This is a genomic window from Comamonas sp. DB36, assembly GCF_057914905.1.
In genome coordinates, this window is record NZ_CP196632.1 from 635,807 (window position 1) to 649,556 (window position 13,750).

At 62.6% G+C, this 13,750-nt stretch carries 14 protein-coding genes; 12 read left to right on the forward strand and 2 right to left on the reverse strand.

Annotated features, from left to right (window positions below; translation table 11 throughout):
* Positions 1 to 76 precede the first annotated feature (76 nt).
* Positions 77 to 1,024, forward strand: coding sequence for a sensor domain-containing diguanylate cyclase (locus ACSVDO_RS23930; protein WP_489596784.1), 948 nt, complete (start codon positions 77 to 79; stop codon positions 1,022 to 1,024).
* 9 nt (positions 1,025 to 1,033) lie between these two features.
* On the opposite strand, the gene ACSVDO_RS23935 is transcribed toward ACSVDO_RS23930, so the two are convergent.
* Positions 1,034 to 1,792 (reverse strand): SDR family NAD(P)-dependent oxidoreductase, encoded by a 759-nt coding sequence (locus ACSVDO_RS23935; protein WP_332536170.1) that lies wholly within the window; start codon positions 1,790 to 1,792, stop codon positions 1,034 to 1,036.
* Positions 1,793 to 3,080: 1,288 nt separating this feature from the next.
* On the opposite strand from ACSVDO_RS23935, the gene ACSVDO_RS23940 reads away from it, so the two are divergent.
* The 5 genes from ACSVDO_RS23940 to ACSVDO_RS23960 all read left to right on the forward strand — a co-directional run bounded on the left by ACSVDO_RS23940 (position 3,081) and on the right by ACSVDO_RS23960 (position 8,083).
* Entirely contained in the window at positions 3,081 to 4,094 is a 1,014-nt protein-coding gene (locus ACSVDO_RS23940) for a ParA family protein (protein ID WP_489596786.1), read from the forward strand.
* Positions 4,095 to 4,096: 2 nt separating this feature from the next.
* Positions 4,097 to 5,101, forward strand: coding sequence for a ParB/RepB/Spo0J family partition protein (locus ACSVDO_RS23945; RefSeq protein ID WP_332536173.1), 1,005 nt, complete (start codon positions 4,097 to 4,099; stop codon positions 5,099 to 5,101).
* On the forward strand, positions 5,094 to 5,642 hold the full coding sequence (locus tag ACSVDO_RS23950) for a hypothetical protein (RefSeq protein WP_489596787.1): 549 nt from the start codon (positions 5,094 to 5,096) through the stop codon (positions 5,640 to 5,642). The genes ACSVDO_RS23945 and ACSVDO_RS23950 overlap by 8 nt, the downstream gene beginning before the upstream one ends.
* Positions 5,643 to 5,833: 191 nt before the next feature.
* Positions 5,834 to 6,748 (forward strand): hypothetical protein, encoded by a 915-nt coding sequence (locus ACSVDO_RS23955; protein ID WP_489596788.1) that lies wholly within the window; start codon positions 5,834 to 5,836, stop codon positions 6,746 to 6,748.
* Positions 6,749 to 7,522: 774 nt separating this feature from the next.
* Complete coding sequence (locus tag ACSVDO_RS23960; RefSeq protein WP_489596789.1) at positions 7,523 to 8,083, forward strand: DUF3455 domain-containing protein; 561 nt, start codon at positions 7,523 to 7,525, stop codon at positions 8,081 to 8,083.
* 25 nt (positions 8,084 to 8,108) lie between these two features.
* On the opposite strand, the gene ACSVDO_RS23965 is transcribed toward ACSVDO_RS23960, so the two are convergent.
* On the reverse strand, positions 8,109 to 9,029 hold the full coding sequence (locus tag ACSVDO_RS23965; RefSeq protein WP_489596790.1) for a substrate binding domain-containing protein: 921 nt from the start codon (positions 9,027 to 9,029) through the stop codon (positions 8,109 to 8,111).
* A 105-nt stretch (positions 9,030 to 9,134) separates the two neighbouring features.
* On the opposite strand from ACSVDO_RS23965, the gene ACSVDO_RS23970 reads away from it, so the two are divergent.
* From ACSVDO_RS23970 to ACSVDO_RS23995, 6 genes are all read left to right on the forward strand, one after another.
* Positions 9,135 to 9,965: a DODA-type extradiol aromatic ring-opening family dioxygenase gene (locus ACSVDO_RS23970; RefSeq protein WP_489596792.1), complete on the forward strand. Its 831-nt coding sequence runs from the start codon at positions 9,135 to 9,137 to the stop codon at positions 9,963 to 9,965.
* 141 nt (positions 9,966 to 10,106) lie between these two features.
* Positions 10,107 to 10,673, forward strand: coding sequence for a sigma-70 family RNA polymerase sigma factor (locus ACSVDO_RS23975; protein WP_332535467.1), 567 nt, complete (start codon positions 10,107 to 10,109; stop codon positions 10,671 to 10,673).
* The gene (locus tag ACSVDO_RS23980) at positions 10,670 to 11,431 is read left to right on the forward strand and encodes an anti-sigma factor (RefSeq protein WP_489596793.1); all 762 of its coding nucleotides are present in this window, start codon (positions 10,670 to 10,672) and stop codon (positions 11,429 to 11,431) included. The genes ACSVDO_RS23975 and ACSVDO_RS23980 overlap by 4 nt, the downstream gene beginning before the upstream one ends.
* Before the next feature lie 129 nt (positions 11,432 to 11,560).
* On the forward strand, positions 11,561 to 11,869 hold the full coding sequence (locus tag ACSVDO_RS23985; RefSeq protein WP_332535471.1) for a TrfB-related DNA-binding protein: 309 nt from the start codon (positions 11,561 to 11,563) through the stop codon (positions 11,867 to 11,869).
* Positions 11,866 to 12,639, forward strand: a complete 774-nt coding sequence (locus tag ACSVDO_RS23990; protein ID WP_332535473.1) for a ParA family protein — start codon at positions 11,866 to 11,868, stop codon at positions 12,637 to 12,639. Before ACSVDO_RS23985 ends, ACSVDO_RS23990 begins: the two co-directional genes overlap by 4 nt.
* Positions 12,636 to 13,673 carry a transcriptional repressor gene korB gene (locus tag ACSVDO_RS23995; protein WP_489596796.1) on the forward strand — a complete coding sequence of 346 codons (1,038 nt, stop codon included), beginning with the start codon at positions 12,636 to 12,638 and terminating at the stop codon, positions 13,671 to 13,673. Before ACSVDO_RS23990 ends, ACSVDO_RS23995 begins: the two co-directional genes overlap by 4 nt.
* Positions 13,674 to 13,750 lie beyond the last annotated feature (77 nt).

The following is a 13,750-nucleotide window of genomic DNA, read 5'->3' on the forward strand; positions in this document are numbered from 1 at the left end:
AATGCGGCTGCGGCCCGCATTCGGCACCCGCGCACGCACGGGCTTTTCATCGAAACGGATCAGGGAGTGGACGAGAATGTCCGAAGTGACTGAATTCAGCAACGACCCCACGGTGTACCAGGCGCTGCTGGAATCGACCCGGGCCATCCCCTGGAAGATCGACTGGGCGAGCATGACCTTTGCCTACATAGGTCCGCAGATCGAGACGCTGCTGGGCTGGAGCCGCGAAAGCTGGCGCAGCGTGGAAGACTGGGCACTGCGCATGCATCCCGACGACCGCGAGCGCGTGGTGAACTTCTGCGTCACACAGTCGCAGGCGGGCGTGGACCATGAGGCCGACTACCGCGCACTGACGCGCGATAACGGCTATGTCTGGATTCGCGACGTGGTGCATGTGGTGCGCAACGACCAGGGCGAAGTCGAGGCGCTGATAGGCTTCATGTTCGATATCAGCGAGCGCAAGAAGACCGAGGAACGCCTGCTCACTCTGCAGGGCGAACTCGAGGCGCTGTCGTTCAAGGACGGCCTGACGAACATCGCCAACCGCCGGCGTTTCAATACGAGCTTCGATCTGGAGTGGGAGACGGCGCGCAAACAGGCCCAGCCGCTGTCGCTGCTGATGATAGACATCGACTACTTCAAACAATACAACGACCTGTACGGACATCTGCGCGGCGACCAGTGCCTGGTCGAGATCGCCCAGACCTTGAGTCTGGCACTCGACGGCCCGCGCGACCTGGTCGCACGCTTTGGCGGCGAGGAGTTCGTGATCCTGCTGCCCGCGGCCGATGCCGCCGCCGCCTGGAATGTCGCGCAGCGCTGCCAGCGCCTGATCCAGAAACAGGCGATCACCCATGCGCTGTCGCCGCACGACAGACGTGTCACGGTGAGCATTGGCGTGGGCACGGTCATTCCGGATGCCCAGGCGGGTTCCTCGGGGTTTGCCGACGCCATCGATCAGCAGCTGTATGTGGCCAAGAACAATGGCCGCAACCGCATAGAGCGCCGGGAACTGGCGGTCTGAGCTGCCGGCTCAGGTCAGGTTCAAGCCGCCGTCCGACAGCAGGATCTCGCCCGTCAGATAGTCCGAAGCCACCAGCATGGACACGGCCTGGGCAATGTCCTCGGGGCGCGCCGCCCGGCGCATGGGTGAGCGCTGCTGCCAAAGCTGCTGGGCCTGCTTCCAGTCCGCCGTGAGCGGGGTATTGACCAGACCGGGCGCGACCGCGTTGACGCGGATGTCGGGCGCCAGCGACAGCGCGAGCAGCCGGGTCATATGGTTCAACGCGGCCTTGCTCGCGGCGTATGGGATGGATGCGCCCTTGGGCCGCTCGCCCGCATGCGAGCTGATGTTCACCACGCAGGCCGCGCGGCCTGGCTGCGCCGCGGCACGCAGCGCCGACTCGGTCAAAGCGACCAGGCGGAAGGGCGCAATCACGTTGACTTCGTGCAGCGCATGCCAGATTTCCGGCGTCGCGGCCGCGAGATCGGCATGCGCAATCACCTGGCTGATGCCTGCATTGTTGACCAGCACATCGAGCCGCCCCCATGCCGCCAAAGCGTGATCGACCAGCCGGATACGGTCGGCGTCCAGCGCCAGATCCGCCTGCACGTAGACGGCATTGCCCAGTTCAGCGGCCAGTGCCTGACCCGCGTCGATTGAACTGCGCGAATGCAGCACCAGCGCAAATCCTTCGTTCGATAGACGGCGGGCGATCGCGGCACCGATGCCTGAGGTGGATCCGGTGACGAGGGCTACGCGGCGGGAGGTGGTGATGGGGACTTGGGGCATGGACGGCATGCGAGGTCGTGTGGACCCCGCAGGGCATTATCCGATGATTGTGCGCGATAGACGCAGCCGCTGTGCAACGGGGCCTGTGGACATGGCGGCGCTGCACCGGTCTGGCATCCAACGCTGGGAGGGCATGTGGAAAGCTACATATGCGTTGGCTGCCAAAGCAGTCAGGTATTGAATACAGCTTACATAAATAAGATCTGTCTTTGCCACAAGCTTTTATAGACAAACCGGATGCAAGGCAGACAACACCCACGTTGTTTACAGCAGGCAATGCAACAGCAGGTAGCGCCCCGCATATAGGAGCAGATCTTCGTGACAGGATGCTGCGCACGGCGGGCGGCCGGCATGCGTCCCATCATTTCCTGCGCTGTCCTGGATTGGGTGTATCAGTTCAGCGGGTGTGGCGCACGCTGCGACTGCGGCGATGCCAGCAGCGCGCAATGCCTGCGGGCGCCGGCCTCTTGCCCACCACGTGAAGCATCGCGGTGTTGCTTGCCGGGTATTCAATCCGAGCCAGCAACAGACATCATGGTGCCAAGCGCATTTCAAGGCCGCTGCTGCACCGGTTGGTGGCATGCAGATGAGCAGGCCCGGGGCCAATGGGACTCACATTTCGCAAATTCCAGTCGGTGAAGTACTATTTAGCCTATCTGTATACAGCTTACATGATATAAACCAATATTCAAACATTCAAAAAGTGAACTGATAAAGGCGACATGTAAGCAGCATAGATGTTCATCAGAATCAAAAACTAGGAGTGAGTGCCAACATGCGATGCTTTGAATCTGCAGTTGCGCAGACAACAATGCACTGGCGAGTTGGCGTGAACCCATCACAGGCAGCCGCCTCGAAGCACTTGGGAAACAGCAGGTTCACACTCATCACGACGCATGACATGTACGGTCACAATCGTCCACTTGCTAATAAGTAGCACATACCGTTTTTCTGACAGACATCGATGCAGCGCAGGCACGACTCATCCTAGCGAACATCCTGATGAAAGTTGACCCTCAGCCGACAAGCGATCTGTGCAGTGACCCAAGCTCACGCTAGCAATAAGGCAACTGTCTGGCATCGTGCGGCTGGATCAATCTTTTATTGTTGAGGGAAAAGCTTGGGGACGATGCTCAGCGTTTGGTAGTTTTTTTAAGAGAATCCAGAAAAAACTTGTCAACATTGTTGTTCGGCCTTATGCTTCGCTTCTCAAACATGAGATACGTTGGTTAATGCCATGGCTAGAGCGATTCAATTCAAAACATCCGTAGCGACAGCCCTGTCAGGCTTGGATGTTTCCGCCAAAAAGTTGCAGGAGTTGGTGGGTCGCGAAAAGCCTGCAGGCCAGCACCACATGAAGTACACGCCTGCCGACATGCGCGCAGCGCGCTACCGTGCGGCGGGCATGGTGCCGCCGACCACGCATTCTCTACCCCTCGGTTCCACGAATCTTCCACCAGTCATCGTGACCCGCATGACCAAAGGTGGCGTGGGCAAGACCAGCGTTTCGGTCAACGTTGCTTCGTCCTTGGCGATGATGGGTTTTCGGGTGCTGGTCATCGATGCCGATCCCCAGGCATCGGCGTCCAACCTGCTCGGCATTGATACAACTGGTTACGAAACCGACATTCGACACATCGGCCACTTTTTGCGCAAGGCGGAGAAGGAACCCGATGCAGAGCTTCCTTCGGCCATCAAGCACATTTACGAGGGCGGATTTCTCGACCTGATTCCAGCCGACATCACCTTGGCCGAGACCGATGCCAGCCTGGTGGCAGTCATGGCCAGCCATGCGCGCGCCCAGCTTTTTCTCAACCGCAACGGTGCATTCCTGTCGAGCGCCTATGACGTCATCATTGTCGACACCGCTCCAGGCACCACACCTATCGGGCTGGCATTTTCGTTCGCCGCAAAAGTGTCGGGCAAGGTGCTGACCATCGTCGAGCCCGAAGGCAGCTGCCTGCGCGCGCTCGATTCGCTGGCATCGAATCTGGCCGAAATCCAGTCGGTCACTGGTGCCGAAGTCGGCATGGAAGTCGTGATCAACAAATACCATCCCAGCCTCAAGCATGTGCGCGAGAGCATGGGCTTTCTCTATTCGAAATACGGATCCATGCTCAATGACTCGATCATTCCGCAGTTTTCCGGGTTTGCGCGCCAATTGAATCCCAATGCGCGTGAAACCGCGCCGCTGGTCGAAGTCGAGCCAAGCTCGGTGGGCGCGGCTGCGATTTACGATGTCGCCAAGAGCCTGATTCGCAGCTACCGGATCACCATGCCAGGCATGCCGGTTGGAGAATGACGATGGCCAAACCACCGCCAAAGCTTTCCGGCCTGATCAAGAGCGGATCCGTCGTTCCGGCGTTTCCGCTGCACGCGTTGCCGGACATGCCCGTGGCCAAACCCGACGCGGAGAACATTCCGGCCGGCAACGATGACCAGGTGGCTGCGCCTGTACGACAGGCCGAACGCTATGTCCAGCAGATCAGTCTGCAGCTGATAGATCCCAATCCATTGGCGCCGCGCGAGGTCTACACCTCGGAGATGATTCTTCAGCGCGCGGAGAATCTGCGCACGCAGGGTCAGCATGACCCAATACACGTCATTCCCAATCCCAGCGCTGCGGGCCGGTTCATCATCTGCGATGGCTGGACGCGGGTGCAGGCCTGCCGCGAGCACAAGGTTTTCGAATCGCTGCTGGCCGAAGTTCACCTCGATCTGACGCTGGAAGAATCGGCCTGGTTCGGCTACGAGCAGAACGAATGCCGTCAGCAGCATTGCGACTTCGACCGGGCGATGTTCTACGAGAAGTTGATCATTGCGGGCGAGTCGGCTTCGGATATCGCTCGGCGCGCCAAGCTCTCCAAGACATTGATGAGCTTTTACCGCGCCTACGCCAAGCTGCCCGAAGATCTGCTGGAGCTGGTGCGCCAGCATCCCGAGAAGTTCGGTGCCAATGCCGCGTATCAGTTGCTCAAGGTGCACGAGAAATGCGGCCAGCGCCGTGCGGTCTCGCTGGCCAACAAGTTCGCGGCCGAAGACCAGCCGCTGCGCTGGTTGTCCAACCAGGTACAGGCTTTTCTGAACCCATCGGGCTCCAAGAGCGCGAGCCCGTCCAAACAGATCAAGTACTCCAACGGCTACTACAAGCAGCGCGGAGATGTCTTCGAAGTGTCGATTGCCGTGCCGGACGACAAGCGGCTCGCATTCGCGACAGCGCTCGAGAACCTGCTGGACACGGTTGCCGTGGTCTTGCCCGCGGAGCCCGAGAAGTCGCCAGTTGCTGAAAAGCCCGGGCTTCATGACTGAAACCGTTTATACGCATAAACAAGCCGCCGTGCGCAAGCCCGTGCGGCCTGTTTGCTTTATGCGCTGCGCTTCGGCGCGCGCGCAACATGCGCGCTTGTTCTCCTATGCCCCGCCGTCGCGCGAACGCGTTTCACATGCTGTCGATACGCATGAATTTCAGACCCCTGCCGCGCTGGAAAGCGTCTTGCGCATGGCGGACGTTGGAGTTCATGCGTATCCGCAGATTTCGTCCACGCTACAGGTGTGCACTTTGCCCTTGGCATCGCGCTCAACTGTTTATACGCATAAACCGGCTCGCCAATACGCCGGTCAGCATGGACATTGGGCTGCGGATGTCTGCGGTTTGCTGCAGGACTGGTCCTTGGAAGTTGTTTATACGCATAAACAGCTGCCACCGCCCATGGCGCAGCGGCCAGCCCCGCGACGAGGGCAACGACGGCTCACCCAATCTGTTTATACGTATAAACACCCCACCGAACCCCGCCCCGAGCGGGGTTCGGTGCGTCTGGGCCTGCCAACCTGGAGATCGACCATGACTTGAGTTCCAGCACTTTCGTTCAGAAAACAAAAAACCCTCAAAGCGCCAACTTTGAGGGTTGCTTGTGAATCTTGATGATTCTTCCCAAATTCCCTTCAACCGACGGAAATCGGTCAAAAGCTCTCCGAATGAGCGAATAGTAAGGGAACTGAGAAGAAGTCGTCAAGGGATTTTCGTGTCCTTTGGAGACTGCGATGGAAAAACTCGCCCCTACTGTTTACCCTTCGATGATTGCGCGCGCCTGTTCGGCACTGGATGAGTCGCCTTTGTTCCGCGACATGCCCGACGGCTATCTGCGCGTGATTTTTCGCATCATCAAGAAAATCAACCTGATTCGGCTGAATTCGCCGATTCTGGCCAGTCGCGGCACACTTGCCGCGGAATCGGGGAAATCGGTGGAAACCGTCCACCGCGTGGTCAAGTGGCTGGAAGACCGCGGGCTGATCGAAAGGGTGCAGAAAGCCCGCGCCGGCCTGCGTGGTTCCAGCTCCCCATTGATTCCCACTGCCAAGTTGCTCGACGCGCTGCTGCTGACCGACAGCCGCCACGCGGGCAAGACGCCGGTGATCGCACCCATGCAGCCGCCGGCCCGCAACGCGCCAGCGCGCACAACTGCGAGCGAGCCATCTCCCGATTCGCAGTTCGAGACCGTAGGCAAGCTCAAGCTGCCTTCGGACCTGGTCTGGCTGGTTCGCGACCAAGGCATGCAAGGCACGGGCGTGCTGCAGCTGATGAAACTCGCCAAGCAGACCAGGCAGCGCCTGTCGGACGTGGTGGGCGCGACGCGCAAGTACCTGGAAAAACTCGAAGGCCGCCGGCTCTATGCCTATCTGCGCGCCCTGCTGGGCAGCGACAACGACTTCGGCCAGCGCGCGCAGGCCGCGACCAGCGAGGCGCTCGAACAGCAGCAACAGAGCTATCTGCAGGAGAAAACCGCGGCCTTCGCCGGACAGACATTCCAGAGCCGCGATGCGCGGCTGGTGGTCACGGTCGACGCCTGCGGCATGCTGCTCGAAGAACGTGATGGCCGCCGCGCGGCGCGGCCCATGTGCCAGACATTCCTCGATGCGATCGCCGCAGGCCGCCTGATCGCCCGGCGCGATGCCTGAGCCGACCCTGAAAACGCGCCGAAATGTGGATAACTTTCACGCCACCAGATGTCAGCGCTGACGCCTCTAAATCAGAGTTTTAAAACCACAATCTAAAGAGAACAACCCGCTGTGCGTGCTTTTTTTCAGCATCGACCACGAATGCCAGACGACTGGGCACCGACGCCGGCGCTGCATGGGAGCGGTTGCCATGTTCGGCCAGCAGCAGGCATGCGCACGTTTGGCGCGGCCGGCCAAAGCCTGCAGGTGTCGTTGCCAGGCCATGCTGCTCGCGCTGCCTGGGGCAACGCGCCTGGCAGCAAGCACATGTCGTCATGTGCCCGGTCGCGTTGGCCGCGCTTGACCGTTTGCATTCAGGCGCTGCCATCGGAGTCTTCCAACCGTGCGGCATTGCCTGCCGCTGCTGCGCCGGCAGTCCAGCATTCGCCGCACGTTTGCCACGCGCTTTCTGCGCCATCGAGCCCAACCTCAGCCTGGCCGGCTGGTCGTGGTGAACAGGTTTCCACGCGCAGTGACTGCGCCGCCTGGCAGTAATTGCGCCTGGCCGCGTGCCCCGAGATCGCCATGCAGGCCGGATGGCTATCGTTCAGCAGTCGAATGCACGCAGGCTTTTCTTGTTGAATCCGGAGGCGACTGCGCGTTTGGCGAACGGCTCGCAGCGGCCGGCAAATTTATTTTGCATCCACTGCATCCAAAGTCCGCTCTGGTGGGTAGTACCCATAGCAGCTCATCAAGCTGCCTGGTTCCACCCCCATTTTCTTCTGGAGAATTTCCATGAAAACGCTTTCTGCTTCCATCCTCACACCCGCTGCTATCGTCGCTTCCGCGCTGTTGCTCACCGCATGCGGCTCCATGGACAAGTCGCAGCCTCAGTTCAACCCCATGAGCGTTCCCGAAAGCGTGCGCGTGCCCGCAGGAAACAAGATCGCCTGGGAAACGACTACGGGCGGCGGCAAGATCACCTATGAGTGCCGCGACAAAGCCAATGCACCGGGCCAGACCGAGTGGGTGTTTGTCGGTCCGCAGGCCGATCTGATGGATCGCAGCGGCAAGAAAGTGGGTACTTACTATGGCCCTCCTGCCACCTGGGAAGCGCTCGATGGTTCCAAGATCACTGCCACCCAGCTGGCCGTCGCACCGGCCGGAGAAGGCAATCTTCCCTACCAGTTGGTCAAGGCCAATCCGGCGATGGGCAGCGGCGCGATGAGCGGCGTGACCTACGTCCAGCGCGTCGCGCTCAAGGGCGGCGTGGCGCCGGCAATGGCCTGCACCGCAGGCAACAAGGGCCAGCGCCAGATCGTCATGTACCAGGCCGACTACATTTTCTGGAAGTGAAGCCGGCGCGGTCCAGCGCAGCGGTTCATCCCGCGTGCGGCGGCGGCGCCAACGCGGGAGAAAAGGCTTCGACCAGATAGTCGATCATGGCCCTGACCTTGGCCGGCCGGCGGCGATCGGCGGGAAACAGCACATGCACGCCTCCCAGATCGAGCACCGGCTGGTCGAGTTCCAGCAGCATCAGGGCGCCGCTGGCCAGCGCTTCGGCGACGATGAAGTGCGGTTGGTAGATGATGCCCTGGCCGCCGACCGCAGCGGCAAGCAATGCGTCGCCGTTGTCGGCCCTGAGGTTGCCTTGCACCGGCACCAGGATCTCGGCCCCGTGGCCAAAGGCCCAGGTGCCGCGTGCCTGCACCGGTGACAGCGTATAGCTGAGGCAATTGTGTGCCGACAGTTCTGTGACACGCCGCGGTGTGCCGTGGCGCTCCAGATAGCCCGGTGCCGCGCAGATCCGCAAAGGGCAATCGGCCAGGCGACGCGCCTTGAGCGCGCTGTCCGCGAGATGGCCAATGCGTATCGCCATGTCCCAGCCTCCCTGTATCAGGTCCTGCTGGGCATCGCTCAGGCCCAGCTCCACCTCGACCTGCGGATAGCGGCGGCTGAACTCGGGCAGCAGCGGCGCGATGAAGCGCGTGCCGAACGACAGCGGCAGATTGATGCGCAAGCGGCCCACCGCGTCTACGCGCCGGGCCGCGACTTCCGATTCGGCTTCTTCCATTTCCTGCAGGATGCGCCGGCTCGCGGCCAGGTAGTCGGTGCCGGCTTCGGTCAACGTCAGACGCCGCGTGGTGCGGTGCAGCAGCTTGACTCCCAGCCGTGCTTCGAGGGCATCCACATGTTTGGTCGCCATGGCGGGCGACATGTCCAGCGCGCGCGCCGCGGCCGACAGGCTTGCATGGCTAGCCGCCAGGATGAAAACCTGCATGCCGGTAAAACGATCGAGCATTTATTTGATACCCGTAGTAAGAGCTCTTGGCTTGAATCAAAGGATTCTATGTTTTATTGAATCAAATTATCATCGAATCCCAGGCCACAAAAACACCCCGACCCCATGCACCAACTCCCCGTCTCGCCGTCCACCGCCGCGCTCCAGCCCGTGCTGTTCATTCCCCATGGCGGCGGCCCCTGCTTCTTCATGGACTGGTCGCCAGCCGACACCTGGAGCGGCATGGCCGAGTTTCTGCGCGGCGTGGCGGCCACGCTGCCCGCGCGGCCCAAGGCGATCGTGCTGGTCTCGGCCCACTGGCTCACCCCGGGTTTTCGCGTCACGTCGGGCGCCCGGCCAGGCCTGATCTACGACTACTACGGTTTTCCCGAACACACCTATCAGCTGACCTATCCCGCGCCGGGCGACACCGCGCTCGCCGAGCGCGTGGCGGGGCTGATTGCGGCCACCGGTCTGGACAGCGGTCTGGATGGGGCGCGCGGTTTCGACCACGGCATGTTCATTCCGCTCAAAGTGATGTTTCCCGCAGCGGATATTCCGGTGGTGCAGCTGTCGCTGCGCGACGACTTAGATCCCGCGGCGCATCTCGCGCTGGGCGAGGCGCTGGCCGGGCTGCGCGCCGAAGGCGTGCTGATCATAGGCAGCGGCATGAGCTTTCACAACATGCGCGGCTACGGCGATGCGCGCTACACCGCCCCGTCGCAGGCGTTCGACGACTGGCTCACCGCGGCCGTGGAGTCGCAACCTGGGGAATGCCGCGCCGCCTTGTGCAATTGGGCGCGCGCACCATTCGCGCACGACTGCCATCCCGCAGGCCATGAGGAACACCTCATTCCGCTGATGGTGACCGCGGGCGCGGCCGGTCAGGACCCGGGTCGCAAGGTGTACTCGCAGCAGGTCATGCGCACCCAGGTGTCGGCATATCGTTTCGGTTGAGATCGAAGGGCGCAGACCCTGGTCCGTGGCATCATCCAGCGTGCGGCATGTTCAACGTCGCATCCCCTGCAGCGGCGCACGCGCCGCTGCAGGGGCCGTGATCAACGGGCGTGAAATTCTCACTTGTCTGGAGCCAAGACCTTGTCTGTTCACTTCGACGATTTCGACTACGAGGCCACCTTGCTCGCCTGCGCGGCGGGCGAGCGCGCCGCAATGCAGAGGCTTTATGAACAGGAAGCCGGCCGCCTGTTCGGCGTGGTGCGGCGCATCGTGCGCGACGCCGCGCTGGCCGAAGACGTGCTGCACGATGCCTGCGTCAACATCTGGACCCGAGCCGCAAGCTTCGATCCCGCGCGCGGCTCGGCACGCGGCTGGATCTACAGCGTCGCGCGCAACCTCGCGCTGAATGCCAGACGCGATGATTTGCGCGAAGCCGATGTGCCGCACGAAGCCTTGCAGGCGATCGACGACCAGGCTTCGCTCGCTGCCTGGGAAGCGGTGAGCCGCTCGGACCAGTGGGCCGACAGCGCGGGCCGCGTCAGCCACTGCCTGGCCGAGCTCGAGCCGGTGCGACGCGACTGCATCATGTATGCCTATGTCGAAGGGCTGTCGCAAAAGGAAATCGCCGCGCGTGTCGAAGCCCCGCTGGGCACCGTGAAGGCCTGGATACAACGCAGTCTCGTGGCCCTCAGGGCCTGCATGTCATGAATCAGACGACTTCGCCGAATTTTCCCGATGATGCCGACAACGCCCAGCAGGCGCTGGCCGGCGAGTATGTGCTGGGCACGCTGTCGCGCGAGGAGCGCCAGGCCGTCGATGCGCTGCTCGGCAGCAATCCCGCATTGCGCGCCGCGGTCGACGCCTGGCAGCAGCGCCTGCTGCCTTTGGTGTCTCTGGTCGAACCGGTTGCGCCGTCTGAGCGTCTCTGGCAGCGCATAGAGCGCAGCCTGGACCATGCGGATGCAGCCGCCAAGGTGTCGCCCGCGCGCGCCGCGCCCAGGTCCGTGCCCTGGTGGCGCGATTTCCAGTCGCTGGCCTTGTGGCGCGGCCTCACGGCCGGAGGCTTTGCGCTGGCCACGCTGCTGGCCGCGGTGCTGGTGCTCAAGGTGGCTGCGCCCCTGCCGGGCACGCGCTATATGGTGGTGCTGGTCGCGCCCCAGGACCGTTCACCGGGATGGGTGATGCAGACCAGCAGCGATCGCAAGATCGAGCTGATTCCCCTGGGCGCCATGGAGATCCCCGCCGACAAGGCGCTGGAACTGTGGACCAAGGCCGATGATTGGAATGCGCCGATCTCGCTGGGCCTGGTCAAGCCCGGAGAGCGCGTGCAGGTGCCGCTGGACCGGATTCCTGGCGTTCAGCCCAACCAGCTTTTCGAGCTGACGCTGGAGCCGCCCACCGGATCGCCCACGGGTCGTCCGACCGGCCCCATCCACTTCATCGGCCGCTCGGTGAAAGTGTCCTGAATCGCGGAAAAACACCTGCGAGCAAAGCCGTTGTCAGCTGCTTTAGCAGCTAAAATCTGGGGCACCAGTTTAGCTAAACCTGCGTCCTGGGCCGGCATTCCGCCGGCCCTCGATGCCGTCTTGAACTCCATGAAAAAACGGCTCAGCGAGGCGCAATTTCAGGCGTGCATTCACGGCCTGGACGTGGGCGCGCAGACCCTGCAGATCGCCCATGGCGTTCTGGTGCGTGGACAGACGCAGGCCTCCTTCGTCCAGGCCCTGGGCCTGAGCAAGGGTGCGGTGTCCCAGGCCGTGCACCGGGTCTGGCGCGTGTTCACGCGCAGCGATATCCCGCCAGGGTATGAACGCGTGTCTGCGGTACTGCCGCAGCATCAGGCATACATCGTCAAGAAATGGGCCGAGGACGCACAGGCCAGGAACAACGGATCAAAAATATGAAGACCTTGGTCGTAGCACAGCAAAAAGGCGGTGTCGGCAAAACGTCCAGTGTGGTGCACTTGGCGTTCGATTTTCTGGAGCGCGGCCTGAGCGTGGCCGTGATCGATCTCGACACCCAGGCCAACGCGTCCTACACCCTGGGCCAGTACAAGATCGAGGCCCGGGCCAGCCAGCTGTTCGGCCCGGTGCCGGCCGACCGCTGGCAGCAGGCCGCGCAGGCGCAGGACGATGGCCCGCGCCTGGCGCTGATCGAGGCCGATCCCGAACTCGCCAACGCCGTGTTCCTGCCCCTGCCCAAGGCCAAGAAGAACATGTTGGCCAACATCGAGGCGCTGGCCGAACAGGGCTTCGATATCTGCCTGATCGACACCGCGCCGGGCCTGGGCGTGGCCCTGGTCGCGGCGCTGTATGCGGCCGACTGCGTGCTGTCGCCCATTGAACTCGAGGCCTACAGCATCCAGGGCATCAAGATGATGCTCACGACCATCATGAACGTGCGCAAGGAAAATCGCAGCCTGCAATTCCTGGGAATGGTGCCGTCCAAGGTCGATGCGCGCAATCCGCGCCATGTGCGCCACCTGGCCGAGCTCAAGGCGGCCTACCCCCAATTGATTGTTCCGGTCAGCATCGGCCTGCGCAGCAGCATCGCGGATGCGCTGGCCTCTGGTGTTCCGGTCTGGAAGATTCGCAAGACCGCGGCCCGCAAGGCCACGCAGGAAGTGCGTGGCCTGGCCGCCTATGTCTTTGACAAAATGGAGATTGCGCAATGACAGTTGCAGCGAAAAAGCAAAAGTTTTCCTACGTTCCTGCCGACAAGAAACCCGCGGGCTCGGTGATGGGCGGCCTGGGGCTGGAGGAAATGGGCGACCTGTCGGCGCTGCTCGCCGGCCCCGAAGCCGTGGTTCAGGGCGGCGGCCCGCTGGCCCTGGAGATGACGCTGATCGATGAAGATCCGCACCAGCCGCGCACCCAGGACAATCCGGGCTTTTCCGAGCACAGCCTCGAGGAACTCGCGGCCTCGATTTCGCTGCGCGGCGTCAAGACGCCGATCTCGGTGCGCGAGCATCCCGATGCCGGCGGCCGCTACATCATCAACCATGGCGCACGGCGCTTTCGCGGCGCGCAGCGCGCGGGCCTGGCGACGATTCCCGGCTTCATCGACAATGACTACAACGAAGCCGACCAGGTCGTGGAGAACCTGCAGCGCAATGAATTGACGGCGCGCGAAATCGCCGACTTCATCGGCCGCGAGCTCGCCAAGGGCATGAAGAAAGGCGACATCGCCAAGGCCATCAGCAAGTCGCCGGCCTTCATCTCGCAGCATGTGACGCTGCTCGACCTGCCCGAGCCGCTGGCCCAGGTGTTCAACACCGGCCGCGTGCGCGACGTGACCGTGGTCAACGAACTGATGACCGCCTACAAGAAGACGCCGCAGGACGTGACGGCCTGGCTGGGCGATGCCAACCAGGAAATCACGCGCGGCTCGGTCAAGCTGCTGCGCGAGTTCCTCGACGTCAAGAGCCAGCCCCAGCCGGCCGCGAGCGCCGCACCGGCCAGCCCGGCGGCAGCGGCCGCGAAAGCCGTGGCCGCGCCGCCGGCCAAGCCCGGCAAGGCTGCGCCTGCCGATCCGCTGCGCAATGCGGTGGTCCATGTGCTGCACAACGAGCGCGCCGCGCGCCTGATGCTCGAGCGTCGCCCGGCCCGGCAAGGCCTGGCCTGGCTGAAGTACAACGACGATGGCCAGGAGTTCGAAGCCAGCCTCAAGAGCGTGACCCTGGTGGCCTTGCTCGAAGGCCAGGAATAAGAACGCCAGGCCCTGGAGGCCTGGGTCCGGCCCGCGCCGCAGCGCGCGCGCCAGGCCGCAAAATAATTTGCGTCGAT

Coding starts and splice junctions, on each gene's coding strand:
- ACSVDO_RS23930 (WP_489596784.1), top strand. CDS start 77: ATGTCCGAAGTGACTGAATTCAGCAACGACCCCACGGTGTACCAGGCG.
- ACSVDO_RS23935 (WP_332536170.1), bottom strand. CDS start 1,792: ATGCCCCAAGTCCCCATCACCACCTCCCGCCGCGTAGCCCTCGTCACC.
- ACSVDO_RS23945 (WP_332536173.1), top strand. CDS start 4,097: ATGGCCAAACCACCGCCAAAGCTTTCCGGCCTGATCAAGAGCGGATCC.
- ACSVDO_RS23950 (WP_489596787.1), top strand. CDS start 5,094: ATGACTGAAACCGTTTATACGCATAAACAAGCCGCCGTGCGCAAGCCC.
- ACSVDO_RS23955 (WP_489596788.1), top strand. CDS start 5,834: ATGGAAAAACTCGCCCCTACTGTTTACCCTTCGATGATTGCGCGCGCC.
- ACSVDO_RS23960 (WP_489596789.1), top strand. CDS start 7,523: ATGAAAACGCTTTCTGCTTCCATCCTCACACCCGCTGCTATCGTCGCT.
- ACSVDO_RS23965 (WP_489596790.1), bottom strand. CDS start 9,029: ATGCTCGATCGTTTTACCGGCATGCAGGTTTTCATCCTGGCGGCTAGC.
- ACSVDO_RS23970 (WP_489596792.1), top strand. CDS start 9,135: ATGCACCAACTCCCCGTCTCGCCGTCCACCGCCGCGCTCCAGCCCGTG.
- ACSVDO_RS23980 (WP_489596793.1), top strand. CDS start 10,670: ATGAATCAGACGACTTCGCCGAATTTTCCCGATGATGCCGACAACGCC.
- ACSVDO_RS23985 (WP_332535471.1), top strand. CDS start 11,561: ATGAAAAAACGGCTCAGCGAGGCGCAATTTCAGGCGTGCATTCACGGC.
- ACSVDO_RS23990 (WP_332535473.1), top strand. CDS start 11,866: ATGAAGACCTTGGTCGTAGCACAGCAAAAAGGCGGTGTCGGCAAAACG.
- ACSVDO_RS23995 (WP_489596796.1), top strand. CDS start 12,636: ATGACAGTTGCAGCGAAAAAGCAAAAGTTTTCCTACGTTCCTGCCGAC.